The sequence below is a fragment of the Streptomyces sp. NPDC006516 genome, assembly GCF_040611875.1.
In the GTDB taxonomy this organism is placed as follows: Bacteria; Actinomycetota; Actinomycetes; order Streptomycetales; family Streptomycetaceae; genus Streptomyces.
This window is the reverse complement of record NZ_JBEXPD010000003.1, coordinates 291397-316196: the sequence shown is the minus strand read 5'-3', so window position 1 is coordinate 316196 and position 24800 is coordinate 291397. Positions and strand designations below refer to the sequence as shown.

Below are 24800 nucleotides of genomic sequence, written 5' to 3'. Positions count from 1 at the left end.
GCGGTCGGGGGTCGAGGGCGCCGGCCGGGGGCCAGGCGGCGAGGGCCCGTTCGGCCATGGCGGTGATGGTCAGCGACGGGTTGTGTCCCAGGTTGCCCGGGATCGCGGAGGCGTCGGTGACGTGCAGGGTCGGGTAGCCGTGCACGCGGTGGTAGGGGTCGATGACGCTGCGGGCGGGATCGGTGCCGAGGGGGCAGCCGCCCATCAGATGGGCGGTGATCGGCACCCGGAGCAGTGTGGTCCACAGGCGGCGGGCGCGGCCCCGGGTGGCCGCCGCGTACGTGCGCGTGACGGTTTCCGCGGTGGGGCTGCGAACGGGTTCCGGGCGGGTGGTGCCCGGGCGGAAGATGAGCCGTCTGCCGAAGAGTCTGGGCCGGTAGTGGCTGGTGAGGGCGGAGTCCCGCAGTTCCATGGTGAGCAGCAGTGCGGTGCGTCGGCCGAAGCTGCGGAACGGCAGTGGGAAGGGCCGGATCGCTGCGGCGAGGGGATGGGTGCCGGGGCCGACGCGGCACAGCTGCAGGAGGGTTGTGGGGTCGGGGCGGATGGCGGAGCTGATGGCGACACCGGGGCCGGTGTCGAAACCGGGTGCGGAGGCGGCGGTGATCACTTCGCGGTTGGTGCAGGTCCTGGTGCCCAGAGCGGGAGAGAGCAGGGGCAGGTGAGGCCGGGAGCGGTGGAGCAGTTCGGTGGTGCCCCAGGCGCCGGCGGCCAGTACCACCTGGCCGGCTGTCAGCACCTCGCGTCGACGGCGCGGGATGCCGTGGTCGAGCACGGTGCGCTGGATATGGACCTGCCAGGTTCCGTCGGGCTGCGGGTGCAGGGCGATGGCGGTGGTCAGCGGGCGGATCCTGACGCCCGCGCGTTCGGCCAGGTGGAGATAGTTCTTGGTCAGGGTGTTCTTCGCCCCGGTGGGGCAGCCGCTGGTGCACTGCCCGCACTGGGTGCAGCCCTTCCTGGCGGGCCCCTGTCCGCCGAAGTAAGGGTCACCGGCCAACTGACCGGGCAGTCCGAAGTGGATGCCGACCCGGGTGGGGTGGAAGGTCGCTCCCAGGCCGAGCTCGACGGCGGTCTGTCGCAGTAGCAGGTCCCCCGCCGACATCCCCGGGACGGTCGTTGTTCCGAGCATGCGCTCGGCCTCGTCGTAATGCGGGGCCAGTTCGGCGGCCCAGTCGACCGCCGGATCCCAGCCTTCCGCTCCGAATGCCTGAGGGGCAGGGCGGTAGTGGACTGCGGCGTAGGCCAGTGATCCTCCGCCGACTCCCACCCCGGTCAGAGCCAGGAGCCGGCGCCGCAAGTGGACCCGCATGATGCCGCGCAGCCCCAACCTGGGAGCCCACAGCAAGCGCCGTAGTTGCCAGGGTGAGGTGGCGAAGTCCGCGTCGGCGAAGCGGCATCCGGCCTCGATAACGGTGACGTCGTAACCCTTCTCGGCCAGGCGTAGCGCTGCGACGCTGCCGCCGAAACCCGAGCCGACCACCAGGACGTCGAGCGCGGCAGCTGTGATTGAAGGCTTACGCATGCTGACGCCCTGTCCGGTAGGGGAATCGTGAGGGCTGCACCGCTCGTCGCACGGGCCGCTGCGTGGGCCGGTGCCGGGCCGGGATCCGGCGGCAAGGACAGCTGGGCCGGGGGCCGCCCACGCTGCCGTCATGCAGGCGATACATGCGGTCCAGGCGGGAGGCATCGTAGGCGAGGTGGGACACGACCTGCGCCGAGCAGCCGCGGTCCCGCAGGTGCTGGGTCAGGCAGAAGCGCAGGCAGGTCGACCAGTCGAAGCCGGTGCTCATACCCGCGCCGTTCTCGCCGCCGATGCCCGCCAGCTGCCGCAGGAGCAGATCGAAGTTCACTCCTTCGGGTACCCGGCGGCGCCGGTAACTCTTGGGCACGTCCCGTACGCGCAGAACCGGTTCGCTCCCACTCATCACTGTCCTTGCGGGCTCGCGAAGACGTAACGCCCCAGCGCAGCGTGCGGCAAGGTCGGCAGGGCAGGACAAGGAAGGTTCATCACGCAGGGCACACTAGGCGTGACCTTCTGTGATAGTCCATTTGGCGTCAACGACGAGGACCCATGACCAGCCCAGTCACCACCCGTCCTATCCCCACCGCCCCGGGCTCGCTGCCGCTGATCGGCCACGTACACCAGATGCTGATCAGACCCCTGGCCTTCACCGCCTCACTCCACGAACTCGGTCCCGTCGTGCGAATGCTGGCCCCCGGCCCCGACATCTACCTGGTCACCTCACCCGAACTGCTCCACCGCATCCTGGTGACCGAAACGCGCGACTACGCCAAGGGACGGCTGTCAGAAGGGGTCGGATCGCAGTTTGGTCCCAGCGTGGGCATGGATATGCAGTTCGAGGGACTGACGCTCTTCGAGTCCCATCGCCGTCATCGCCGTGCCGTCCAGTCCGGATTCCACCGCCAGCGCATCGCCGCTCAGATTCCCACCGTCCGCCAAGTCACCCAAGAACAGGTCGCACGGTGGCAGGCCGGGAAGACCGTGCGGGTGGACCAGGAACTGAAACGGTTGGCCTGCGCGGTCAATGCCCGCACCCTGTGCGGCGAGGGGCCCACCGCCCAGGCAGTGGCCGACGCCCTGGCCGCCCTCGTCCCGCAGGTCACCCGCGGCCTGTACTGGCGTGTAGCCCTGCCCCGGTGGGCGTACCTCTCCCACGTCCCGGGCACCGGGTCCTTCAACAGGGCCAGAGCCCGTCTGCAGCAGGCGATCACCGCCTCGATCGAGGCCCGCCGCGCCACCGGCGAGCAGACCACCCCCGACGTCCTGTCCCAGCTCCTGGCCGCCCGTTACGCCGACACCGACGAGCCTCTGGAAGACACCCAGATCGTCCGCGAGGTCATCTTCTACCTTTTCGCCGCGGTCCACGGCATCAGCGACGTGCTGCCCCACACCTTCCACGAACTGGCCCTCAACCCCCATATCGAGCAGCGCTTGCACGACGAGCTCGCCACCGTCCTTGCCGGGCGCCCCGTCCAGCCTGAGGACCTGCCTCGCCTTGATTACACGCGGCGTGTCCTGCAGGAGGTGCTGCGGCTGTACCCGCCGGTGTGGATCCTCGCGCGCCGCACGCTCGTCCCCGTCCAGCTGGGTGACGCCCTCCTGCCGGCCGGTGCCGAGATCGCCTTCAGCCCCTACGAACTGCACCGCAACCCCCAGGTCTACCCCGACCCGGAAGTCTTCGACCCGGACCGCTGGTTGCCCGAGCGCGCCCGAACCCTCGCCCCCTCCTCCTATCTCACTCTGGGAACCGGGCCGCGCAAATGCATCGGCGACAACCTCGCCATGACCCACCTGCTGACCGTCCTGGCCAGCATCAGCGCCCAATGGCGCCTGCGCTCCCGGCCCGGTCGACGAGTCCGCCAGCCAACGCCCCGCATCTTCCTCTCCCCCGGCCCCCTGCCGATGACCCTGGAACAGCGCAGCGGGTCATGACTCGACGCGACGACCAGGTCACTCCCCCTGCCCGCACGATCCTGGCCGTGCCGGACCTCATGGCCGGGCTCCTGGCCCTCACCGACCGGCAGCCGCCGGAAGGCGAGGGCCGGCGAGCGGCGCCGCCGACGGTCCGCACCCGCTCACCCCGGCTGGACTGTCGGCCGGAGAGAGCGGGTGAGAGTGCCGACCTGCTGCGGCTGACGCGCCTGTCCGGCATCAACGATGCGGACGCCATGGGTTGCGTAGGTGGTTCCACGCCGACGGCCAGCCCTTCGCCAGGTCTCGCTTCCCTGTGCGTCTACCAGCCTGCCTTGGCGGTGTTGTAGGACGTACGGCAGGCGGGGTCGGCGGCCGTGGTGGAGAGCTTGGTCATGACGTCCTTCCAGATCCTCTTGGCCAGCGTCTGCTGTGCCGCGTACTCGGCGGGGAACTCCGGGGCGTGCTTCTTGATCGTCGCGAGGGTGGATACGGCCCACTTGTTGCAGGCCGGGGCGGCGGCGTTGCGGTAGCGGTTGTCGAGTTCGGTTGTCACAGCGGGGCCGTTGGTGACGGCCCATTTGTTCCAGGCCGCGCACGCGGGCTCGGTGAGCAGGGCCTGGTCTTGCTCGCTCAGGTTGCCCAGGGCGGCCAGAGTGGCGTTCCACGGCTCGTCGGGAACGGCGTAGTGGGTGGTGGGGAACTTGTCTCCGGTTTTGAAGATTGCCTCCTGGCAGGCGGGCGGCAGCGGGGCTGCCCGCAGGCGCGCGTCCTTGGCCAGGAACTGAGAGGTGTCCAGGACATGGCCGGCCTGGGCACTCGCCTGCGTGGAGGTCATGGCGAAGGAGCATGCGCCCAGGAGGGCTGCGGAGAGGACGGTTGCGGCAATGGCGGGGCGCTTGAGGATTCGGGTGGGGTTCATAGTGGTCAGCAGGCTCCTTTGTGGGAAGGACAGGGCGAGCGCCGGCCCGATACAGACCTCTGCTCGGTCGGAGAACGGCCGCCGTGCTTCACAGGACACGGAAGATCACCCGGAAGAGGAAGGCCCGGTCACTGCGGGTGCCTCCTGGGGAGCCCCGGCGGGCGGTCGCACCGGGGTACTGCCGCTGGTGACGTTCTCCGCGGCAGTGCTGACAGCACCCATGCAGGCCGGGGAGACGTGCTTCTAGGAGTGGCTTGCAATGGGGGCGTCGTGGTCGAGTTCCGCAGGCTGCAGGTCAGGGACCGCGCCGTAGCGGCGGGCGCGATGGGTGTACTGGGTCATGGCGTGCCACAGGTCGCGGCGGTCGACGTCCGGCCAGAGTTTGTCCGAGAAGAGGATCTCGGCGTAGGCGGTGTGCCAGGGCAGGAAGTTGGAGATGCGGTGCTCGCCGCCGGTACGCCACAGGAGGTCGACGTCGGGCAGGTCACCCAGGGGCAGGTGGGAGCGCAGCAGATGTTCCGAGACCCTGGTTGCGTCGAGTTGCCCGGTGCGTGCGTCGCTGACCAGGGAGTCGGCGCCTTGAGTGAGTTCGTTGCGGCCGCCGTAGTTGAGGCAGACCGTCAGGCTGAGACCGGTGCGGTCCTTGGTGGCCTGCTCATTGCTGCGCATCAGGTCGAGGAAATCGCCCGGCAAGCCCTCAGGGGCCCCGGCCCAACGCATCCGCACGTCGTGGCGGAGGAGCTCCCCGGACAGTAGCTGTTCCCGTGCACACGTCAGCACGTAGTCGACTTCCTCCCGCGGACGCTTCTCCAGGTTCTCGGTGGACAGCACATACACGGTCAGGTGAGGCAGTCCGATCTCCAGCGCGCCGTGCACGACATCGACCAGCATGTCCCCGCCGGTCTTGTGACCGTCGCTGCGCGTGAGGCCGCGCGCGGTGGCCCAGCGGCCGTTGCCGTCCATGATGATCGCGACGTGCCGAGGCATCAGCTCGGCACGGAGCTGCGGAGGGCGGGCCCCACTGTCATGGGGCCGAGGTGGCAGAGGCTCGGAGGATGCCGCTCGGGGCGCCGGGAGCACCACGGGAGCGGGCGGGGCCGTGGTGGGGAAGGCGGGAAGTGGGAAGAGACGCCAGGCCGCGGCCGCCAGGAAACGGGCCTGACCGGCGGCGCGCCAACGAGTGACCCGGGACGGGCGCACTACGGCGCGGTGCAACAGCGTGGGTCCGGCCTTTTCGGCGGCGCGCAGGCGGGCGAGGTAGAGGCTGCAGCCCGTACGCAGCATGAGGGCAGGGCCGGGCGGCAGGCTGCCCCAGATCTGGGGTTGGTCCAGCCAGCTTCGGGCCTGGCGGAGGTGGCTGCTGATCAGCGCCTGCACCTGCGGGGTCCAGCGACGCGCCAGGAGATCTTCCTCGGTCACGCCGAAGCGCCCCAGTTCCTCTGCGGGAAACCTGACGTCGCCCTGGTCGAGGTCCTCGGCGAGGTCGGTCAAGGAGTCGGTGAGGAACAAGCCGTCGGACAGACGCTGGTAGGCATCCAGGCGGGTGACGTGGAGAGGGATGTCAAGGCCGGCGTGCCGCATCATCGCCAGGCACTGTTCGAGGAAGGGCAGGTAGCTGTTCCGGCTCCTGGCCCGCCACTCCTGCCACGGCGCCGCAATCGAGGCAGTCCGCAGGGCGTCCAGGTGGTAGGCCGCGAAGGTAGCGTCCAGCTTGCGCATGTCAAGGTTCCAGTGGCGGGCGGCGTGCACCAGCGCCAGGCGGGCCGGGTCCTTGCTGGTGCCGCGCAGCAGATCGATCGCCAGTGCATCCTGCCACGCGCGCAGGCGCTCGGAACCGTTGCCCTCGTTGATGTCCACCAAGTCATCGGTGATGCTGATAGCGGCCAGCACAGCCCAGCACGCCGGGCGCAGCATCGAGGGCATCAACAGCGAGGCCAGGAAGTCATCAGCCCTGGTCGACCGCACATAGTCACGGCAGACCGCGTAGGCGGCCTTCAGTTCCGGATCGTCGATTCCGGCCCGCGCGCAGTCGGCAGCGAACACGGTGCTCCTTGGGTAGAGGGCGAGGGCTGGCCGGTCACCGCGGACCGGGTGCGCCAGCGAAAGGCGAGCAGACTCATGGCAGCGGCACCGGTGAACCACGCCAACTGCACGCCGAGACAGCTGAGGACCACGGAGTTGGAGAAGCCGGCGGCCGAGGCGGACTGCATGGCGCCGTAGGAGGGCAGCAGGCGCACCATGGCGCTGTCCGCCCCTTTGCTGGCGATGGGGTTCTGCAAGGCGAGATCGATGACGCTGATCATCACAACGAGGAAGGTGCCCTCCAGCTCCCGGCGCACCACCGTGCCCAAGGCCACACCGACGGCCCCGTAGGTCATCGCGGCGCTGAACAGCGAAACGGCCAGCACGCCGGGCTGACGGGGCGACCAGTACACGCACATGACGGCCGTGGCGTAGCCGCTGACGACGGCCGAGGCCAGAATCAGGGAGGCGACCTTCGCCAGCAAGAGCTGGGGGCGGGGGTAGCCGGCCATGGCCAGGCGCCGGTCGAAGGTGCCCGAGCTGAAGGTGGCCGAGAACATCGCGAAGCCGACGATCAGCGTCACCGCGTTCAACGCGCCGCTGATCTGCGTGAGCTCGTTACCGGCCGCGATGAGATTCTGCCCGGTGGCCCAGAGCCGGAACGACACCCGCACATCCACGATCATGAACTGCCCCAGCGAGATCCACAGGGGCACGAACAGAATCACCAGCGCCATCGCGAACTGGTTGCGCACCTGCTCAATCACCGCGAACCGTGTGGCAAGGACGAACCGCGCCAGGGAGGGGGAGGGGCTCACGCCACCACCGCCCCGGCGCGCAGCACGCCCTCCTCCAGACGCCACAGGACGTCCAACCGATCGACGTCATAGGCGAGATGCGAGACCACCAGCACGGACTGACCGGCACCACGCAACCGAGCGGCCAATTCCCAAAAGCGCAGATAGGTCTCCCAGTCGAAGCCCTGGTAGGGCTCGTCCAGCAACAGCACATCCGGATCGTGCATCAGCGCCAGAGCCAGGTTGAGCTTCTGCCGGGTCCCTCCACTGAGCACCCCGACCCGCTCCTGCGCGAACTCGCGAAAGCGCAGCGCCTCCATGATCTCCTCAGCCCGGCGCAGGTCGGGCAGTGAGTAAGCGGCCTTGAACAGCTCAAGATGCTGGTTAACGGTGAACGCGTCGTTGAGAACCACCTGCTGCGGGCAGTACCCGAACCCTCCAGCGTGACGCACCACCCCACGGTCCGGCCGCAGCTCACCGGCAAGAATCTTCAACAGCGTGGACTTCCCCGCCCCGTTCTCCCCGACGATGCCGACCAGCGCGCCCCGCGGCAGCTCGACATCCACCCCGCGCAACACTGCCCGGCTGCCGTAGGCGTGATGGATACCTGCCACCTTCATCAACGCCCCCTGTGATCAAACCCGTCTTCCACCAACAACGCCGCAGACAGCCAATGGTCACGCCGGACGGCAGATACGCGGCCGGAACACGCGGCGCGAACCCGCGCGTCACCGCACTCAAAAGCAGCAGAACGTCGTGCAGGTTCTGCCGCTCCTAGGGCCTGTACGGAGTTGCGGTTGTCCATCGGAGCGGAAGGGCCTACAAACGTGGCGCGAAAATCGGGTCGTCGAGGATTTCGGGCGCCTGGACATCCTCGTCACCAGCGCGGGTGTCCAGGCACGCGGCAAGGCCTTGAGTGTGTTGATCAGCCGTTCGACGGTGTTGCGATCGCGGCCACGGCGTCGGGTCGGGTGCGCGGTCGGCCGATCAGGCCTCGAACCCGGACCTTCCGCAGGACGGGGACGAACTGCGGGCTGTCGGCGGCCTGCCCCTCGGTGAGCGTGAACGCCAGGGGGCGGCGGCGCCGGTCGCACGCGGGGTGAACCTCCTCGCCCACACGCAGTGTTGCGGGTCAGGATGTTGGTGACGTGAGTTGTCGGCAGATCAGTTGGTGAGCAAGTTGCGCCGTCGCGAGCAGGTCCTCGCGAGCCGTGTCGACGTTGGACCGCACTGACAATCCGTGCCAGACGGATTGGATGAGCCCGGTCAGGACCGCTGCGTCGGTGCCCGCGATCAGTTCCCCGTCCTGGATCGCTCGCTCGATGCGCACGAGGAGGGCCTGCTCGTTCGAGCTATGCAGTTCGGCGACGTAGGCGCTGGTATCGAGCGTGCTCGTGCTGTCGGCCATCACGGCACTGCTGATGAGACACCCCGGGTGCGTGCCGCTTGGCTGGGTGAACTCGTGGACCGAGTCGGTCAGGATGCGTTCGATGACGGTCCGGATGTCCTTCTCGACGACAGCCTGCTGGTAGATCTCGCGGTAACGCTCGGCGTATGCCCGCACCGCTTCCTCGAACAGTCCGGCCTTGCTGCCGAAGGCGGCGTAGAGGCTGGACGTGGAGAGGCCGAGGGCCGCGGTCAGGGTGCGGGTCGAGGTGCCGGAGTAGCCGCGTCGCCAGAAGAGGCGAGCGGCTTCGAGGACCGCACGGTCGCGGTCGAAGGCACGGGGGCGTCCACGGGTGCGTTCGGTCACGCTTGCATTGTAGATCGTTCGCTCCATAATACGTTTATGGAGCGAACGATTCAGAAGAAGCTTGCAGTCGACGGGGACAGCTGGGTCACGGTCGATGTATACGGGGAGCCGGACGCTCCGGGCCTCGTCATCGTCCCGGGCGTCATGAGCGATGCGCACACGTGGCGCCGGGTCGTGGGCGCCATCGCGGCCTGGCCCTCAGTGATAGTCGTAAACCGTCGGGGACGCACTCCCTCGGGGCCCTTGACCAATTCCTACTCGCTGCGGACAGAGGTCGAGGATCTCGGCGTGGTCCTTGACGTGTTCGACAGCACGAGGGCGCTCTTCGGCTGGAGCTACGGCGGCTTGATCACCTTACTAGCCGCCAACGAGCGCCCGATTCCCCATGTGATCGCCTACGAGCCCGTGATGCAGCCATTCGGACGCCATGCAGTGCCGGACCTGAAGAGCGCAACAGAGACGGCGGACTGGGATCGCTGCGTCGAGATCGTCAATCGGCAGATCTCCGGCTTCTCCGCTGCGCATGTCGAGGACCTTCAGGCCGATCAGCACGGTTGGGCGCTCTTGCGTCGCTTGAGCGAACCGCTGTACGCCGAACTCGTCGCGCTCAACGCGGCGCCGCCTCCGGATGTGATGGCGCGACAGGCAGATCAAGTGGACCTGATCATCGGCCAGTGCAACCGCGGAACAGCCTCCTACGGAACGTCGTTCGACAATGTGCGGCAGCACGTCGCTCACGCCGGAGTCCACGAGCTCGCCGGCCAGGGCCATCTGGCCCACATTCAGGCGCCGGCAGAGCTTGGCCACCTGCTCAACAACCTCGCCGCCATCTGATCGGCACCCATGCCAACGCACCGCTCTCCATTGAGGGCCGCAGGCGACTCGTCGAGCGATGCAAGTCCTGTACGCGCGTCCCTGGACCTCCGAAGCACAGCGCGCCCAGGCGCTGGCGGTTTGGAACATCCACTACAACTGCCACCGACCCCACACCGCCCTCGGCGTTCTTGACCGACGAGCAGGCGGCGCCGTACGGCAAGTTCAGCGAGGAGCCGACCCGGCCGGAGCTGGAGCGGTTCTTCTTTTTGGACGACGAGGACCGCAAGCTGATCGTGAAGCGGCGCGGGGACCACAGTCGGCTCGGGTTCGCTCCCCAGATGTGCACCGTGCGCTTCATCGGCTCCGGCCCATCGAGGTGCAGGACGATGGGCGGGTGAAGCTGAACGTCGACGAGCTCGGCGCGCTGGGCGCGCCGAAGGCGTTGACCTGGCTGCGGGGGCGGGTCGAGAGAATGCTCCAGGTCGCCCTCACTGAGGGCTCCTACCCGTTCATGCGAGTCGGTGATCTCCGTTTGCCGACGTGGCACAGCGTGGCCAGCAGGGCAGCCGGCGCGGCGGCTTTCTCCGCTCCAGGTTCGCCGGGTACTTCTTCGACGCCCGCCCACGCCAGCTTCCGCCACGTACGCGAACAGGTCCGCGGGCAGCGCCAGTCCAGTACCGCCGCCAGGCCAACCCGCTGTTCCCCAGCTCGGCGGGAACATCGCGCCCGCTCGAGCCTCATTCCGGCTGACCAGCACCATCCGTCCGGTCCGCCGGCCGGACTGGTCGGGCAAAGATTTTCCGCCCAGCCCAACGAAACAACCTCGCCCCGCCCCGTACCAGCCCCACGAGGAAGGGTGCGACGAAACCGGCGGCAAATGCCACCGCGCCGCAGGCGAGAACCGCCGGGACCATCACGACCGCCACGAAGGCGACGCGTCCGGAGATGCTGCCCGCGTAGTCTCCTGAGGCGAAACACAACCAAACGAAGGCGCCCAGCAGGCTTACGAAAAAGGTCGTGTACGCCGTCGCGGCAAAGGAGAGCGCAATCCAGTCATCGGGGTTCCTCTTCCCTCCTGGGCTCGCCGGCGGCTGCGCAACCTCTGCCGCGGCCTGATGCCCCGCGACCCCCGCAGGGTCCGCTGACCGCTCCGTTTCGGTGCCGCGGGAATCCCCGTCGTCGCGTTCGCGCGAATCGTTATCCATGCCGGCCTCCCTGCCGAAGATCAATAAGCGTCGCACAGTCCCGAAAGGCTGTCACCAGTCGAGCTGCTTCGCCGGACTCGCCTACCAGGACCAGTACGTCACCGAGTTCCCGCGGCAGGCCGGGCTCCCCGACGCGGACCAGCCGCTGGACCAGCCGGAGTGGGCTCTCCGCGACGGCGGGGTACTCCGATCGGAGGTCGGCGACGGCCATACTGATCGCGCCGCGGCTGACGCCGTGATCGCGGGCGAGGGCAGCGATCGAGCGACCCTCCAGGTAGGCGGTTCGCACGGCGGCAGTATTCGCGGCCGCCACGGCGGGGCGGCGCCCGCCCTTGCTGCCCATGGCCTCGGCGGCCCGCATCCCGTCGTAGGTCAGCTCCCGCTGAAGGTCGCGCTGGAGTTCGCCAGCGGCGGCCGGGCTCTGCACCATGAACTTCACGGTGGACAGCAGCTCGCCGGTGCGCGGGTGGCGGGCGGTGGGGGCCAGCGCGGAGAACGCGTCGTCGTGGATGCGCAGCGCCACCTGCTCGCGCTGGAGGACGTCGAGGAGGCCGAGGCGGTCCAAGGAAGTCGCCCCGGACGGCATACGCGTCGACTGCGTCGCTCCCGGCATGATCTGGACGGACTTCCATGCCGATCGTGAGCGCCCTGCCAAGGTTGCGCCGACCTCCCCACGGGCCGGGCCGGGTAGCCTGCGGAGATCTCCGACGCCGTTTCGTGGCTCCTGTCCGCTGATGCCTCCTGCACGACCGGTGCGGTCCTGCGCGTTGCCAGTGGCCTATGAGCCGGACTCCTGAAACGGATATGACCTGAAGCGCCCGCCGACGCGAGGGCGCCCAGCTCCAGACCCGAACGGGGAGTTCGGGTGGTCGCCTCGCCCTCGAATGGGGCGGGTCAGTGCTGGCTTGCCTCGAACACGGCAAAAGAACACAGGCGCGGGTCGACGCCGAGGTCACGACCGAAACTCTTCGGCTTGCGCGGCGTCCTCGTGTTCCAGCCGAACCCACGGGTCTACCGACCTGAAGCAGACCGGTGGACCCTCAGGTTCAAGCTGAAGGACCTTCGGTCTCCTTGAACCCACGGGGATCACAGGTGCCGGTAAGAACCGCGTCACCAGCCGCGCGCACCCGAGCACAGCCACCAACGCCGACTCTTCCGACAACCGAGACAGACGGATCGGCGACAAGGCCGAGAGATGGGGCCCATGAGGGACAGGTGACGCCATGACTGGCCGATGCCACAAGGCGCCCCGCATGCCCCCTGCCCGAGGTCAGCTCCCTGACGGACCGTCGAAATCATGGGGGACACCAGGGAAGTATGAACGAAATGGACGACGGTCAGCATCAGTGCGACGAATGCCTCGAAACGGCTGTAGCCGGCGGATCCATGGACGACACGCTGCCGACTGCGGACGAAAGCGTCACCCAGCCCATCGGCGAACCCGACGAAGCACACCACCGCAGCCGCAACGTCGCCTGACGTGCTCACACCCGCCTTGACGACGAGCAGAGGTCCGGGCCGGCCCCCTTCTCGTCATCTGTTCAGTACGTCGCACATCCGCCGGCCGAGCCGACGAGTGCGGGTGCCTGGGGCCCGGCCCTCTCCCCCGGGCCCTGGACGGGCAGTCCCGAGTCGTCCTGGCCGCGGCGAGAAGGAGTCCGCGGATCAGCCCACCAGATCCGGCGCGCGCAGCATTTCGGTCGGGATCCCCCAGGCGTCGACGAGGTCGACGGCGAGGGGCCGGACCTTGCGGCAGAGGTCGTTCACCTCGCGGCTGATCGCCTTGGAACGCTGGACGGTCAGTCGGCCGTGCTCCATGAACCAGGCCCGGTCCGCCTCGATCGTCGAGAGGGCGAACAGATCACACAGCAAGCCGAGCGCGACCTTGTTTCCGCTCTGGGGCAGCGCACGGACCTTGTCGACGAACGCTTCCAGTACCAGCCGCTCGACGTGGGCGTGGGCCACCGCGATGACGTGGTCCTGCACCTGCGAGAAGACGACGCCGGGATCGCGCTTCTGGTCGATCCCGCGCTTGAGCCGGCGAGCCACGCCGGCGAGCATGTGCTCCTCGCGGTAGCGGAGCATGGCCAGATGGTATTCCGAGTCGAGCAGCCCGGCTTCCTGGTCCCACTCGTCGCCGCCGGGCAGCAGGTCACGTACCCGTTCGAGCAGCTTGTGGACCGAGGTCTTCTCGATGACCGTCTCGACGGCGAGGTTGGTGACGTAGCGGACCGTACCGAGCTGGTCCAGGTCCTCGAACTCGCTGGCGTAATGGGTGAGCAGGCCCTTCGCCACAAGCTGCAGCAGGACGTGGTTGTCACCCTCGAAGGTGGTGAAGATGTCGCTGTCGGCCTTCAGGGCGGCGAACCGGTTGACGGCGAGATAGCCTGCGCCGCCGCACGCCTCGCGGCACTCCTGGACGACCTTGGTGGCGTGCCAGGTACCGAGCGCCTTGGTGCCGGCGGCCCGTGACTCCAGTCGGCGCCGCGCCTGCGGGTCGTCCGCGATGCCGGAGAAGACTTCGTGCAGTTGCGTACGCACGACGTCCTGCGCGAAGTGCAGCGCGTACGTACGCGCGATGAGGGGCAGCAGACGGCGCTGATGCAGTCCGTAGTCGAGGAGCAGTTGCTCCTCCGGGTCCGAGGCTGCCTCGAACTGCCGACGCCGCACGGCGTACTTCGTCGCGATCGCGAGGGCGACCTTCGCGGCGTTGACCCCGGCGCCGCCCACGCTGACCCGGCCCTGCACCAGCGTGCCGAGCATGGTGAAGAAGCGGCGGTCGGGGTTATCGATCGAGCTCTCGTAGACGCCTTCGGCGGTGACGTCGGCGAACCGGTTCAGCAGCGCCTCGCGCGGCACCCGCACGCCGTCGAACCAGATGCGGCCGTTGTCCACGCCGTTGAGGCCCATCTTTCGGCCGTCGTCCTCGATCCGGACTCCGGGCGCCACCTCGCCGCCGACCCTGACCGGCACGACGAACGCATGCACACCCTCGGACTTCCCGCCCACCTCCAGCTGGGCGAAGACGACCGCCAGCTCGGCGTGCCGGGCCGCGTTGCCGATGTAGTCCTTGCGCGCATGGTCGCCGTCGGTGGTGATCACGAACTCCTGGCCGGCGGCGTCGTACCTCGCGACGGTGCCGAGCCCCTGGACATTGGAGCCGTGCCCGGTCTCTGTCATCGCGAAGCACCCCATGAGCTTCCCGGTGATCAGGTCCGGCAGATAGGCGTCGTGGTGGCGTTCTGTTCCCAGATGCAGGATCGCGCCGCCGAAGAGCCCGAACTGCACACCGACCTTCACCAGCACCGACAGGTCGCCGAAGGCAAGCGTCTCGAACGCGGCGATCGAGGCTCCGATGTCGCCACCCCCGCCGTACTCGCTCGGGAAGCCCATGCCGGTCTGGCCCGTCGCGGCCATCCCTACCACCAGCTCGCGCACCCGCTCGCGAAACGCGTCGACGCCGAGCTCGTCGGCCTCCTCGAGAACAGAGGCATACCTCACCAGGTTGGACCGGACGAGGTCGCGGATCCCGGCATACTCGCCGTCGAGCACTTCGGTGAGTGCCCGGACGTCGACCTCGGGCTGTACGTACCCGCTCGCAGCAGTGGATGTGGTGTCAGTGGCCATGCCATTTCGCTACCCTGCCCGCAGACGATCAAGCGGTCGACCGTGCTCCTCGGGGCCATACGAGGCAAGCGTTCACGTCACCACCATCCTCGGCATCACCACCGCCCCTCCCTGCCATACCCGCCTGCTCGACCGATACCGCCGGCGCCGAGCCGGACACCGCTCCGTCCGCTCGTCCGCACCGTCCGCTCGTTCCGGGAAATCGGCCGGCGCCCTCCAGAAGGGCGCCATGCTCTCGTCGACCGCCCTGAAGGCGCGCCTGCTCGACGGAGCGACCTCGGCCGCGCCTACCTGCGCAAGCTGAGCCCTCCGCTCAGCACGGCGACGTCCCCCTCATCGGCTGCCCGGCCCTGAACGAGCCGGGCGGCGACGCCACAACCGGTGGCGCGCTCACCTTCCCGCGCAAGGCGAAGACGGCGGTTCGGGACTTCGACCCCCCGCAGCACCCCGGCCCCTCCAGCAGGTCGGCAGCGAAGGTTCCGGCGGCGCCCGGGGACAGACCACTCACCCAGCGAGGCCGGTGCCGGCTCTCGTTCCGTGCTCAGCGCGCCCGACGGCCTCTACGCATACGGCATAACCCTTCCCCAAGTCTGAGACCGTCGACACCCGGCGAAACCGCGTCCGCAGCGGATCCCGCACGCCCCGACCGCCGCCGCCGAGCAGACCCTCAACGACCTTCCGACGACGCCCTCTCCTGGGGTGCGCGGCGCCTCAGGCCCGGTTTCGCGTGGCTGGTGACGCGGCCGGAGCGGCCGTGGACGCGAGCGAGGTGTTGCTGGAGCCGGATGTGCCGGAACTGGTACACGGCACCGGCCTGCCGGAGCACCCCCGGCGACAGGAACACAGTCGCGGCAAGCACCTCCCGGTCACCGTGCCGGCGCCGCCTTCGACCGTGAGGTAGCAACGGCGCCTCCGGAACTACCCGCTGTAACAACTCCGACAATCATCCGGCACCAGTCGCTCAATGATCCCCACCATGACCGACAGCCCATCCACGAAGGCCAAATGACGCGCCTTCTCAGCCGGGCGACGGCCTACGGAAGCCGCTGTACTGCCAAATCGGTCACGGCCGACCAGACGCATGCCGGCGGAGGAAGGCGGCAGTCGGAGTGTCCGCCTCCGCGACGGTGTGCGGGGGGCCCTGCGCGATCACCCTGCCACCCTCCGGTCCAGCGCCCGGGCCCATATCGATCAGCCAGTCTGCGGACGCGGCGAGAGTGATGTCATGTTCAGCCACGACCACCGTGCTGCCCGAGTCGAGCAGCGTGTCGAGCGTGTCCACCATGCGCTGGACGTCCGACGGGTGCAGCCCCGAGACGGGTTCGTCGAGGACGACGAGGCCGGACTCCCGGCTCGCCGCATCCCGCTGTACGGCGGATGCCAGTCTGAGCCGCTGCGCTTCCCCGCCCGACAGCTCGGTGGCGCTCTGGCCCAGCCGGAGGTAGCCGAGTCCGACCCGGTCCAGGGCGAGCAGCGTCTCGGTGAGCTGCCGGGGTTCGGAGAAGTGTTCGGCGGCCTCCGCGACGGTCAGCTCCAGGATCCGGTCGATCGTCAGCCCTTGATATTCGACGCTCAGGGCTTCGGGGCCGTAGCGCCGGCCCTCGCACGCGTCACAGGTCACCCACACGTCCGGCAGGAAGTGCATGTCGACCAGTCTGCGGCCGTGGCCTGCGCAGGTCTCGCAGCGGCCCCCGCCACCGGCGTTGAAGCTGAACCAGGAAGCGCTGTACCCGTGTGCGCGGGCCTTGTCGGTCCGGGCGTACAGCCGGCGGATGATGTCGAACGCCTTGCTGTACGTCGCCGGGTTGGACCGTGGTGTCCGGCCGAGCGGTTCCTGGTCGATGACTGTCACCCAGCCGAACCCTTCGAGGCCGGTCACCTTCCCCACGCCGTCGGTGGCCGCTCCGCCCAGGGCCGCCTGCGCTGCCGTTCCGAGCACGGTGAGCAGGCTGCTCTTGCCGCTGCCGCTCACTCCGGTCAGGCAGGTGAGCCGGCCGGCGGGGAAGCGGACGCGGTCTGCCGTCACGTGGTGTTTGCGCACGCCGTGCAGTTCCACCCAGCGGGTGTCGTCGCCTACCGGGCGGCGGTCCCGTCGCAGTCGTGGTGTCCTGCCGGCCAGCGACCGTCCGGTGAGGGAGTTCGGATGGGCGGCCACGTGGGCGGGCGGTCCCGAAACCAGGACTGCACCGCCGAGGCGGCCCGCCCCGGGGCCCATGTCGACCACCCAGTCGGCGCGGGCGATCAGCTCGGGGTCGTGCTCGACCATGAGCACCGTGTTTCCGGCCTCGCGCAGTTCGAGGGCGATCTCCAGCAGGTGTGTCTTGTCCGCCGGGTGCAGACCGGTCCCGGGTTCGTCGAGAATGAAGACGATGCCGCTCAGCTCGGTGCTGAGCTGCGCGGCGAGCCGGGTGCGCTGCAGCTCTCCCGCGGAGAGCGTCGCCGCCCTGCGAGAGAGCTGGAGGTGGCCGAGGCCCAGCCGGTCGAGCACTCCGAGCCTGCGGCTCACGTCTTGCAGCAGGGGTTCGCCCACGTCGCGCAGCCCGGCGTCCAGGCCGTCCGTCAGGTGCCCGGCCCAGGCGCGCACCTCCCGCACGTCTGCCTCCAGGAGACCGGGGTACGTCATCCTGCCGAGCCGCACGGAGCGGGCCCTCTCGCCGTACCCGCTGCCGCCGCAGGTGGTGCAGGCCTGTTCGCGCAGGTAGGGCAGGTAGCGCTCCTTGGCACCCGGTGTCCGGGCGTTGGCGAATACTCGCCGTACTTCGGCGAGCGCGCCGCGGAGCGGCTGGGTGGACGTGTAGGTCATCGATGCCGTCTCGTTCTTGTTCGGCATGTCGATGGTCGCCTCGATCGTCTCGTCGCCCGTGCCGTGCAGTACGCATCGGCGGAACTCCTCGGGCAGCGACCGCCACGGCAGCGTGAGGTCCACGCCCCGCTTCTCGGCGAGTGCCGGGATGAAGGCGTGCTCGCCCGAGCGCCACTTCGCGAACCAGGGCGAGGCGCCCTCGAAGAGCGGGAGTTCGGGGCGGGTGATGATCAGGTCCTCGTGCGGCTGGCGGCAGCCGCCCGCGCCGTGGCAGTCGGAGCAGCCCCCTTCCGGCGAGTTCCGGTCGAAGTGAGCACTGCTCAGGTGACCGGAGGCGTCCGCCGTGGCAGGGCGGGGAGCGAGGGTGGGCAGTCGTGAATACAGCAGCCCCAGGTATCCGTCGATGCCGGTGATCGTCGCCACCGTTGAGCGGGGGTTGCGGTTCACCCGGCGCTGGTCGACCGCGAGGGTCGCGCCGAGACCCTGAATGCGGTCGACTTTCGGCCGGTTGCGCTGTGTGACGTACTGCCTGACGAACGGCGAAAGACCCTCCAGGTATCGCAGCTGGGCCTCGCTGTGCAGGGTGTCCACGGCCAGCGAAGTCTTCCCGCTTCCGCTCACTCCTGTGAAGACGACGAGCCGCCCCTTGGGGATGCTCAGGGATACGTTCCGCAGGTTGTTGGTTCGGGCACCCACCACGTCGATGGTCCCGTGCCCCCCGTCCGCGACGTCCTCCAGGGACTCGGACAACTGTCGTTCCTTTCTTCCGTGCTCGGCGGCCGTGGCGTCTGGTTCCGGTGTCGGTGGGGGCGCCTCAGCGGTAGTCGTCCGCCGAGCCGTCCTTCCCGCCGTACCGGGTGTCCTCGAAGTACGCCCAGGCGTCGGGTTGGCTGCCGTCCACGTCGCGTACGCCGTAGATCTTGGCCAGGTCCGCGCTGGAGGCGGACTTCTTGTTCCAGCGGGCCGCCCGGTCCGGGTCTGCGGCTAGCGCGGCGACCGCGCGGGCCAGGTAGTGCGGTGACTCGGCGATGGCGAAGGCCGGTTCCTGGGCGACGGCGTCGCGCCAGTTCTCCTCGCTCACACCGAAGTGGGCGAGCATCTGTTCCGAGCGCATGAAGCCCGGTGTGACGGCGATAGCCATGCCTCCGTACTCCGCCAGCTCCTCCCCCAGCCCGAAAGCGATCCGGATCGGTGCGTTCTTGGCGAGGTCGTAGAAGAGGTTCTCGCGATAGCGGCGATTGGAGGCCGCCGTGCCATCGGTGACCTCGACGTGGAGCGGGGCGTCGGAGCGCACCAGGAGCGGGAGGGCCAGCGCCGCGGTAATCAGGTGGGAACGGACTCCGAGTTCCAGGATGCGCAGACCATCGGCGAGGGGCGTCTCCCAGCTCTTCTTGCCGAACACGGACTTGACGAGGAGGTGCTCGCCGCCCCACAGATCGTTGACGAGAACGTCCAGCCGTCCCTGGTCGCGCTCGATGCGTCCGACGAGGGCGCGTACCTGGTCCTCGTCGAGGTGGTCGGTGGGCACCGCGATACCCGTGCCGCCGGCCGCGGACACCAGTTCGCCGGTCTCCTCGATGGTCTCGGTGGTCCGGCCGACCTCACTGGCACGCGTACGGGTGGTGCGGCCGGTGACGTAGACCGTGGCGCCGAGCCGGCCGAGCTCGACGGCGAGCGCGCGTCCGGCGCCGCGGGTGGCCCCGGCGACCAGTGCGATCCGGCCGGTCAGCGGAGCCCCGCCGGCGATGTGCTGGGTGGTGCTGTCCTGGTTCATGCCACCAGCCTGCACGGTAAACAAGACAACCCGTGTCGCCATTTCTTGCGCGTTCCGCCGATCTCTCGGCAGCGGAGGCCCCTCAGCCGCCAGGACCTACGACAGCGGGGGATCCGGGCGGTAATCCCAGAGCGGGCCGACCAGAAAGCCGACCGAGCGCGGTGCGGAAGCATCGGCGACAGCCCGCCTGCCTTCGACCGCGAGCATTACAAGACCCGCAACGCAATCGAACGCTGCTTCGCCAGGCTCAAGCAGGCCGGGAATCACGCGGTTTGAACAAGCAGGACTCCTGGAGACGACCCGCCCGTGGTCGCCGCCTACTTCCTCGCCTTCGCGCGGATCCGCGACTGCCGCCACTTCTTGACCTCGCGCTCCAGGCGGCCGCGTGCAAGGACTCAGCCACCGATCGGGCGCCGACGAGGGCCTCCTCCCTTGAGCCGTACGGGACAGAGGTTCGTGCGGCGACCGTGCTGTAGGTGAGGGCTGAATCGCTCAGCTTGAGCAAGGTGTCCGCGCTGGGAAGGTCTCCAGCAGTGCTGCGACGGATCCTGTCCGTGCCCGCCATGGCCAGCCGGCCGATGGCCTCGCACGTCCGGATGGAGAGGGACTTCCAGAATCCCTGGAAGTCGGCGTCGGTCAGCGCCCGCGCACGCCGATGAGAATGTTGCCGCTCCCGGCGGCTCCTACGAGCTACTGGATGCTCCAGCAGTGCGGATCGTCGGGATCGGTGAGGCAAGCGAAGATGTTGTGCTCGCCGAAGCGGCCCGGGTGACCCTGGTGGGGGTTACGGGCCGCAAGCGCGCAGTTCTCGGCCTCAGGGGCCGACCGTCGGGTGCCACTCGCGGCGGAGGAGGCCGAAGACCCAGGAGTCGGAGACGTCGCCGTTGACGATGCAGTCCTCTCGGAGGGTGCCTTCGCGGACGAAGCCGAGCTTCTCCAGGACCCGGGCGGACGCCACATTGCGGGTATCGGTCTCGGCCTGGACACGGTTCAGGTCCAGGGTGTCGAACGCCCACCGCAGGACGGCGTGCGCGGTCTCCGTGGCGTAGCCGTGGCCCCACGCGGCAGCGTCGAAGACGTAGCCCAGGGACGCGGTGCGGAAGTCCTGGTTCCAGTTGATCAGGCCGCACCAGCCGATAAACGCGCCGTCGGAGACGCGGTCGACGGCCACCCGCGCTCCCGTGCCTTCCTCCTCGATCGTCCGGCAGGTCGCCATGAAGCGCTGGGCGCGGGCCGGTTCGGTCCACGGCGGGGAGTCCCAGTAGCGCAGGACGTGGGCGCTGCTGTGCAGCGCGTAAAGCGGCGCCGCGTCGGCGTCGGTGAACGGCCGCAGTCGCAGGCGGGAGGTGCGCAGCTCGGGGGTGGGCAATTTCATACGGAGCATCTTGCCGCGTCACGCTCGCCCCCGACCATCCGTTTATCCGGCCGGTTGGGGGTGCGGTTCTTGCGGGAGGCGTACGCCTTGTCGACCCGCACGCGATTGGGGCGAACGCGTGGCCGGGCCGGCCTGATGCGGGGTACCCGGAAATCGGCGACGAGCGCCCGCCGACCACGTACGGCCCCAGCAACCGGACATCGGCGTTTCGGCCAACCGCCCTCGTCCGCGTGCTCTTGCGCGGCAAGGGTCAGTGCACCGCGCACCTTCGGACAAGCGCTCAACCCCGGTGTGCGCAACCCGTCCGAAAGCGCACGTGTTCGAAATCCCGTCGGCATCGTTGAACACGCCGACGCCACCACCACGCCTCCGAGAGGAATCACATTGACGCAGACCGAACCAGCCAGCGAGGAGAGCACGGACCGCGGCTCCAGCCGGCCCGCCACCGCCGTCGACCACGCGACAACACCGCGGTCGCCACCGCCGCGACCGCCGGATGGAGGCCGGTGGCGGTCAACATCGTGCTGACGGGACGGCATGAAGGGCCGCTGACCCGGCTGGGTTCGGGCACATGGCGGCGGCACTGCCCCGCATGATGGGCGTGGTGTTGCTCACTGGCTGGGAAACGGACAGGCGGGCGCTCGCCGGGGTTATGACCGCGCAGCGGGAACTGAAAGCTTGCCTGAAGGGTGTCAGCGTGCGGATGCCCCTGGGGGCAGGCAAAACGGCCCTGCTGGGGCGAACGGGTCAGGGAAGGCGACCCTGATGAAGGCGTCGGCGGGACTTCTCCTGCGCCTTCCGCGGCTCGCCCCACCATGCACGCCGACCACATCTACGTCCTCGACCAAGGACGCGCCGTCGAGGACGGCGCCCTCGACGAGCTGATGGCCCACGAGAGCGGCCTGTAGCAGGGCATGTACATCGCCCGGCCCGCCCAGTACGCGCTCGCGCCCGACACCCTTCCGGGCCCCCGCAGTGTCCAGCCGTTCGACCCTGAGCCGGCGTGCTCCCCCACCAACGCGCCCTCCAAAACCCCGCCCCACCGTATCCACCCCTACGACGAAGGCGAGAGAACGCTCATGCCACCCAGCTCCACCACAATCCGTAAGACCGTCGAGACATACCTCGCCCGGCACCCTGAAGAGCGGGCCGCCCTGGCCGGGCTGCTTGCCGCGCTGAATCAGCCCGCCGACGTGGCCGCCCGGACGGCGCTGCCCGGCAACGTCACGTGCAGCGCCCTCGTCATCGACCGCCGGTGCCGGATCCTGCACATCAGGCACCAGGCAACCGGCGGCCCCATGCTCGCCCCTGGCGGCCACATCGAACGCGATGACCGCACGCTGCTAGCCGCGGCACTGCGCGAGGTGGCGGAGGAGGCCGGGATCCCGCCCGGGTCCCTGTGTCTGACCCGGCAACTGCTCGGCTCACCGGTCGACATCGACGTCCACAACATCGACGACAACCCCTCAAAGGGCGAACCCGCCCGCCAGCGTTACGACTTCCGCTACGTCTTCTACCTCGCCGACGAAGAGCCGCCTGCGATCACCTTGCAGAAAGAGGAGGTGTCCGGCGCTCGCTGGCTGGCTCTGTCGGAGGTCACCTCGCCGACGCTGCGCGAGAAACTTCTCCAGGCCCAGCTGGACGGGCGGCCGGAGCCGGTGAACGCGTCCGCGCTGATCCACGACGGAGAAGGGCGGTACCTGCTCCATCTGCGTGATCACAAACCCGGCATCATCTGGCAGTCGGGGGCGTTCGCCCTGCTCGGCGGCGGCCGCACGCACGATGACCGGAGCCTTGAGTGCACGCTGCTGCGGGAGCTGTCCGAGGAGGTCCCCGGCCTCCTCCTGGAGGGCCTGGAGCCCTACGCCGTCGAGGAGGCCACCAGCGTCGAGGGGCTCCACGTTCCGATCCAGGTGTTCACCGGCTGCTGGCGCGGCAACCCCGACGGGCTGGGGCTGCATGAGGGGGTGTGGCTGCGGTGGTTCACCCCCGACGTGCTGGACCGGCTTCGCCTGAGTCCTGCGACGCGGGACCTCATTCGCCGGCACGCGGCCGAGAACCCTCCGGACAAGAAGCAGGCCGCGGCTCCCGCCGTATGGGACGGGGACAGCCGGACGGTGCTGAACGGCATCGGAGTCCACCTCCACCTCGAAGATGCCAACGGCCGAGTGCTTCTCGGGCTGCGTCACCCCGACTCGAAGTACGCGGGCGACACCTGGCACTACCTCGCCGGTCGGTGCGAGCAAGAGTCCGCCCTCGCCTGCCTCGTCCGCGAGGCGAGAGAGGAGGCCGGTCTCGTCCTCGACCCCGTGGACGTGGAGCTCGCGCACGTCGTCCACGTCGTCGACACCCCAGGCGCGCTGCCGTTGATGCAGCTTGTCTTCAAGGCCCACCGGTGGGAGGGGGTACCGGAGGTCCTTGAGCCCGACAAGTGCCTGACCTGGCAGTGGTGGCCGCGGCATGAGCTGCCCGACCGGATCGTCCCCTACACCCGAACAGCCATCGCCGCGATCTCCGCAGGCTGCACCTACTCCCAACTGGGCTGGTGAGCGGGGTGAGCACACCCATCGGGAGAGTGCCCGAGCGGCTCGCCCCGTCCTCCCGCAAGGCGGCACCGTCGGGGGCGGTGAGATGAGTGCCGAGTCCGACATCATGCTCGTGGCCGGGATCCTGACGCTGCTGTACGCGATCACTGCGGCCGCCGGCATCGAAGGGCCGCGAAGGCCGGCGGGAACAGCCAACCGAAAGCAGCAGCCTCTACCCTCGTCGTCATCGATCGCACGCACCTGTACTCGATGTTCCAGGCCGTCGCGGAGGGGCCCGTGGCCGAGTCTGGCGGCCCGGAATGTTCCGACACGCCCTTGAGCGCTCCGGATGGTCTTCTGCGTGATGATTGCCGGGACAGTTCTCGCAGCAGCAGACATGAGCCGCTGCCTCAAAGACGGCTGGAAAGGGGCGGCAGCCATGCCTACCTCCAGAACCAAGAGATCGGCCGCCGCCGCACTCGCCGCGCTCACGCTCGTCGTCACTGCGGCCTGCAGCAGCTCGGGCGGAGGTAAGACAACATCCGCACCACGCGCCAAGGTTCTCGCCGTGAAGATCGACAACGTAGCCGCAGCCCGGCCGCCGACCGGACTCGAGAAGGCCGACATCGTTTACGTGGAGCAGGTGGAGGCAGGACTCAGCCGCCTGCTCGCCGCCTACTCCTCCGCCCTGCCGGCCGTCATCGGCCCCGTACGCAGCGCTCGCGAAACGGATCTGGAGTTGCTCCGGCAGTTCGATGACCCCACGCTCGCCTACTCGGGCGCCCAGTCCGCCCTGCGGCCGTCGATCGAAGCGGCGCCCCTCGACGCGCTGCCGCCGTCGAAGGCACCGGATGCATATTTCCGCAGCGGGGACCGCGATGCACCGCACAATCTCTATGTGCGCCCGGGAAAGATCCCGGGCGCCTCCACGGGGGTGAACGCGGCCGAGGACATCGGGCTCCGCTTCGCTGCGCCGCCCCCGGGCGGCGCCCCTGTCGACGAGCGCACCGTGTCCTACCCGTCGGCTCTGTTCACCTTCACCTGGGCCACGGACCGGGACGAGTGGCTGGTGAGCATGGACAAAGCCCCGGCCCGTACGGCATCCGGGGACCGGATCGGGGCAGCCACGGTAGTCCTGCAAAATGTGGACGTGCAGCCGTCCCGCTTCCGGGACCGAGGGGGAAACACCTCGCCGTTCAGTGCGACCGTGGGGTCAGGCTCGGCTGAAGTCCTGCGTGACGGGATGTCGTACGACGTGGCTTGGGAGCGGAGCACCGCCGAATCACCGACCGGCTTCACCACCAGGGACGGCGAGCCGATGACGTTCGCGACCGGCCAGGTCTGGATCGTGCTTGTACCGAACTGACGTGGGGGCAGCAGTGAGGCTGAGCTGCGCATACGCGAACCTCTGCTGTGGTGCGGAACTTGGTCAGCCATCCGGACTCAGGCGAGGAGCGTGGCCACGCGTGAGGCTGCCATGGTCGGCGGCCTCACGGCGGTGACATCGTTGCGGTTGCCGCCGGTCAGGGTGACGGCGAGTTGGATGCCGGTGGCGTTGGTGATCAGGTGATGCTTGCTGCCCGCCCCGCCCCGGTCTACAGGCCTGCGCCCCGTCTTGGATCCCTTTTAGCGCGCGTATGTGGGAACCGTCGACTGCTGCTCGGGAGAAGTCCAAGGCGTTCGCGCCGCGCAACTTCGCCGGGTCGTCGGCAATAGGCCATGGAGAGCGGCGGGAACGCCCATCAGGCCCA

18 protein-coding genes and 7 pseudogenes are annotated in these 24800 nt (G+C 69.0%); 10 read left to right on the top strand and 15 right to left on the bottom strand.

Annotated features, from left to right (window positions below):
* Window positions 1-55: 55 nt before the first annotated feature.
* Together ABZY45_RS13410 and ABZY45_RS13405 are read right to left on the bottom strand one after the other, a co-directional pair.
* A pseudogene (locus ABZY45_RS13410) lies at window positions 56-1519 on the bottom strand (GMC family oxidoreductase); the annotation flags it as partial.
* The gene (locus tag ABZY45_RS13405; protein WP_356739358.1) at window positions 1512-1922 is read right to left on the bottom strand and encodes a hypothetical protein; all 411 of its coding nucleotides are present in this window, start codon (window positions 1920-1922) and stop codon (window positions 1512-1514) included. The gene ABZY45_RS13405 and the pseudogene ABZY45_RS13410, both read right to left, overlap by 8 nt.
* A gap of 146 nt (window positions 1923-2068) precedes the next feature.
* On the opposite strand from ABZY45_RS13405, the gene ABZY45_RS13400 reads away from it, so the two are divergent.
* Both ABZY45_RS13400 and ABZY45_RS13395 read left to right on the top strand, forming a co-directional pair.
* Window positions 2069-3451, top strand: coding sequence for a cytochrome P450 (locus tag ABZY45_RS13400; protein ID WP_356739356.1), 1383 nt, complete (start codon window positions 2069-2071; stop codon window positions 3449-3451).
* Window positions 3448-3780, top strand: a complete 333-nt coding sequence (locus ABZY45_RS13395) for a hypothetical protein (RefSeq protein WP_356739354.1) — start codon at window positions 3448-3450, stop codon at window positions 3778-3780. Before ABZY45_RS13400 ends, ABZY45_RS13395 begins: the two co-directional genes overlap by 4 nt.
* On the opposite strand, the gene ABZY45_RS13390 is transcribed toward ABZY45_RS13395, so the two are convergent.
* The 6 genes and pseudogenes from ABZY45_RS13390 to ABZY45_RS13365 form a co-directional block, all read right to left on the bottom strand.
* Entirely contained in the window at window positions 3753-4352 is a 600-nt protein-coding gene (locus ABZY45_RS13390) for a hypothetical protein (protein WP_356739352.1), read from the bottom strand. The two genes, ABZY45_RS13395 and ABZY45_RS13390, sit on opposite strands and share 28 nt — an antisense overlap.
* Window positions 4353-4595: 243 nt before the next feature.
* Window positions 4596-6395: a polyprenyl diphosphate synthase gene (uppS, locus tag ABZY45_RS13385; protein ID WP_356739350.1), complete on the bottom strand. Its 1800-nt coding sequence runs from the start codon at window positions 6393-6395 to the stop codon at window positions 4596-4598.
* On the bottom strand, window positions 6347-7192 hold the full coding sequence (locus tag ABZY45_RS13380) for an ABC transporter permease (RefSeq protein WP_356739348.1): 846 nt from the start codon (window positions 7190-7192) through the stop codon (window positions 6347-6349). The genes uppS and ABZY45_RS13380 overlap by 49 nt, the downstream gene beginning before the upstream one ends.
* A complete protein-coding gene (locus tag ABZY45_RS13375) occupies window positions 7189-7791 on the bottom strand; it encodes an ABC transporter ATP-binding protein (protein WP_356739346.1) in 603 nt (200 codons plus the stop codon). Before ABZY45_RS13375 ends, ABZY45_RS13380 begins: the two co-directional genes overlap by 4 nt.
* A gap of 329 nt (window positions 7792-8120) precedes the next feature.
* Window positions 8121-8279 (bottom strand): annotated as a pseudogene (locus ABZY45_RS13370) (IS5/IS1182 family transposase); the annotation flags it as partial.
* 24 nt (window positions 8280-8303) lie between these two features.
* Window positions 8304-8924, bottom strand: a complete 621-nt coding sequence (locus ABZY45_RS13365) for a TetR/AcrR family transcriptional regulator (RefSeq protein ID WP_356739344.1) — start codon at window positions 8922-8924, stop codon at window positions 8304-8306.
* A gap of 36 nt (window positions 8925-8960) precedes the next feature.
* Here ABZY45_RS13365 and ABZY45_RS13360 point away from each other — a divergent pair, with 36 nt between their 5' ends.
* The 3 genes and pseudogenes from ABZY45_RS13360 to ABZY45_RS13350 form a co-directional block, all read left to right on the top strand.
* Entirely contained in the window at window positions 8961-9758 is a 798-nt protein-coding gene (locus ABZY45_RS13360) for an alpha/beta hydrolase (protein ID WP_356739342.1), read from the top strand.
* A 70-nt stretch (window positions 9759-9828) separates the two neighbouring features.
* A pseudogene (locus ABZY45_RS13355) lies at window positions 9829-9924 on the top strand (integrase core domain-containing protein); the annotation flags it as partial.
* 4 nt (window positions 9925-9928) lie between these two features.
* A pseudogene (locus ABZY45_RS13350) lies at window positions 9929-10102 on the top strand (DUF4158 domain-containing protein); the annotation flags it as partial.
* Window positions 10103-10477: 375 nt separating this feature from the next.
* Here the strand turns inward: ABZY45_RS13350 and ABZY45_RS13345 are convergent.
* Window positions 10478-10945, bottom strand: coding sequence for a hypothetical protein (locus tag ABZY45_RS13345; RefSeq protein WP_356739340.1), 468 nt, complete (start codon window positions 10943-10945; stop codon window positions 10478-10480).
* Entirely contained in the window at window positions 10938-11510 is a 573-nt protein-coding gene (locus ABZY45_RS13340) for a hypothetical protein (protein ID WP_356739338.1), read from the bottom strand. The genes ABZY45_RS13345 and ABZY45_RS13340 overlap by 8 nt, the downstream gene beginning before the upstream one ends.
* On the opposite strand from ABZY45_RS13340, the pseudogene ABZY45_RS13335 reads away from it, so the two are divergent.
* Window positions 11506-11729 (top strand): annotated as a pseudogene (locus ABZY45_RS13335) (SDR family oxidoreductase); the annotation flags it as partial. The gene ABZY45_RS13340 and the pseudogene ABZY45_RS13335 sit on opposite strands and share 5 nt — an antisense overlap.
* A 533-nt stretch (window positions 11730-12262) precedes the next feature.
* A complete protein-coding gene (locus tag ABZY45_RS13330; protein ID WP_356739336.1) occupies window positions 12263-12424 on the top strand; it encodes a hypothetical protein in 162 nt (53 codons plus the stop codon).
* A gap of 186 nt (window positions 12425-12610) precedes the next feature.
* On the opposite strand, the gene ABZY45_RS13325 is transcribed toward ABZY45_RS13330, so the two are convergent.
* From ABZY45_RS13325 to ABZY45_RS13315, 3 genes are all read right to left on the bottom strand, one after another.
* Window positions 12611-14572, bottom strand: coding sequence for an acyl-CoA dehydrogenase (locus tag ABZY45_RS13325; RefSeq protein WP_356739334.1), 1962 nt, complete (start codon window positions 14570-14572; stop codon window positions 12611-12613).
* A gap of 1063 nt (window positions 14573-15635) precedes the next feature.
* A complete protein-coding gene (locus ABZY45_RS13320; RefSeq protein ID WP_356739332.1) occupies window positions 15636-18125 on the bottom strand; it encodes an excinuclease ABC subunit UvrA in 2490 nt (829 codons plus the stop codon).
* Between the two features lie 64 nt (window positions 18126-18189).
* Window positions 18190-19149, bottom strand: coding sequence for an SDR family oxidoreductase (locus ABZY45_RS13315; RefSeq protein WP_356739330.1), 960 nt, complete (start codon window positions 19147-19149; stop codon window positions 18190-18192).
* A gap of 87 nt (window positions 19150-19236) precedes the next feature.
* On the opposite strand from ABZY45_RS13315, the pseudogene ABZY45_RS13310 reads away from it, so the two are divergent.
* Window positions 19237-19404, top strand: a pseudogene (locus ABZY45_RS13310) (IS5/IS1182 family transposase); the annotation flags it as partial.
* 559 nt (window positions 19405-19963) lie between these two features.
* On the opposite strand, the gene ABZY45_RS13305 reads toward ABZY45_RS13310, so the two are convergent.
* Complete coding sequence (locus tag ABZY45_RS13305; protein ID WP_356739328.1) at window positions 19964-20524, bottom strand: GNAT family protein; 561 nt, start codon at window positions 20522-20524, stop codon at window positions 19964-19966.
* Window positions 20525-21603: 1079 nt separating this feature from the next.
* On the opposite strand from ABZY45_RS13305, the gene ABZY45_RS13300 reads away from it, so the two are divergent.
* Entirely contained in the window at window positions 21604-23073 is a 1470-nt protein-coding gene (locus ABZY45_RS13300) for an NUDIX domain-containing protein (RefSeq protein ID WP_356739326.1), read from the top strand.
* A gap of 415 nt (window positions 23074-23488) precedes the next feature.
* The gene (locus ABZY45_RS13295; RefSeq protein ID WP_356739324.1) at window positions 23489-24415 is read left to right on the top strand and encodes a DUF3048 domain-containing protein; all 927 of its coding nucleotides are present in this window, start codon (window positions 23489-23491) and stop codon (window positions 24413-24415) included.
* 119 nt (window positions 24416-24534) lie between these two features.
* Here the strand turns inward: ABZY45_RS13295 and ABZY45_RS13290 are convergent.
* Window positions 24535-24748 (bottom strand): annotated as a pseudogene (locus ABZY45_RS13290) (IS5/IS1182 family transposase); the annotation flags it as partial.
* Between the last annotated feature and the right edge of the window lie 52 nt (window positions 24749-24800).

Coding starts and splice junctions, on each gene's coding strand:
- ABZY45_RS13405 (WP_356739358.1), bottom strand. CDS start 1,922: ATGAGTGGGAGCGAACCGGTTCTGCGCGTACGGGACGTGCCCAAGAGT.
- ABZY45_RS13400 (WP_356739356.1), top strand. CDS start 2,069: ATGACCAGCCCAGTCACCACCCGTCCTATCCCCACCGCCCCGGGCTCG.
- ABZY45_RS13395 (WP_356739354.1), top strand. CDS start 3,448: ATGACTCGACGCGACGACCAGGTCACTCCCCCTGCCCGCACGATCCTG.
- ABZY45_RS13390 (WP_356739352.1), bottom strand. CDS start 4,352: ATGAACCCCACCCGAATCCTCAAGCGCCCCGCCATTGCCGCAACCGTC.
- ABZY45_RS13375 (WP_356739346.1), bottom strand. CDS start 7,791: ATGAAGGTGGCAGGTATCCATCACGCCTACGGCAGCCGGGCAGTGTTG.
- ABZY45_RS13360 (WP_356739342.1), top strand. CDS start 8,961: ATGGAGCGAACGATTCAGAAGAAGCTTGCAGTCGACGGGGACAGCTGG.
- ABZY45_RS13345 (WP_356739340.1), bottom strand. CDS start 10,945: ATGGATAACGATTCGCGCGAACGCGACGACGGGGATTCCCGCGGCACC.
- ABZY45_RS13330 (WP_356739336.1), top strand. CDS start 12,263: ATGAACGAAATGGACGACGGTCAGCATCAGTGCGACGAATGCCTCGAA.
- ABZY45_RS13325 (WP_356739334.1), bottom strand. CDS start 14,572: ATGGCCACTGACACCACATCCACTGCTGCGAGCGGGTACGTACAGCCC.
- ABZY45_RS13315 (WP_356739330.1), bottom strand. CDS start 19,149: ATGAACCAGGACAGCACCACCCAGCACATCGCCGGCGGGGCTCCGCTG.
- ABZY45_RS13305 (WP_356739328.1), bottom strand. CDS start 20,524: ATGAAATTGCCCACCCCCGAGCTGCGCACCTCCCGCCTGCGACTGCGG.
- ABZY45_RS13300 (WP_356739326.1), top strand. CDS start 21,604: ATGCCACCCAGCTCCACCACAATCCGTAAGACCGTCGAGACATACCTC.
- ABZY45_RS13295 (WP_356739324.1), top strand. CDS start 23,489: ATGCCTACCTCCAGAACCAAGAGATCGGCCGCCGCCGCACTCGCCGCG.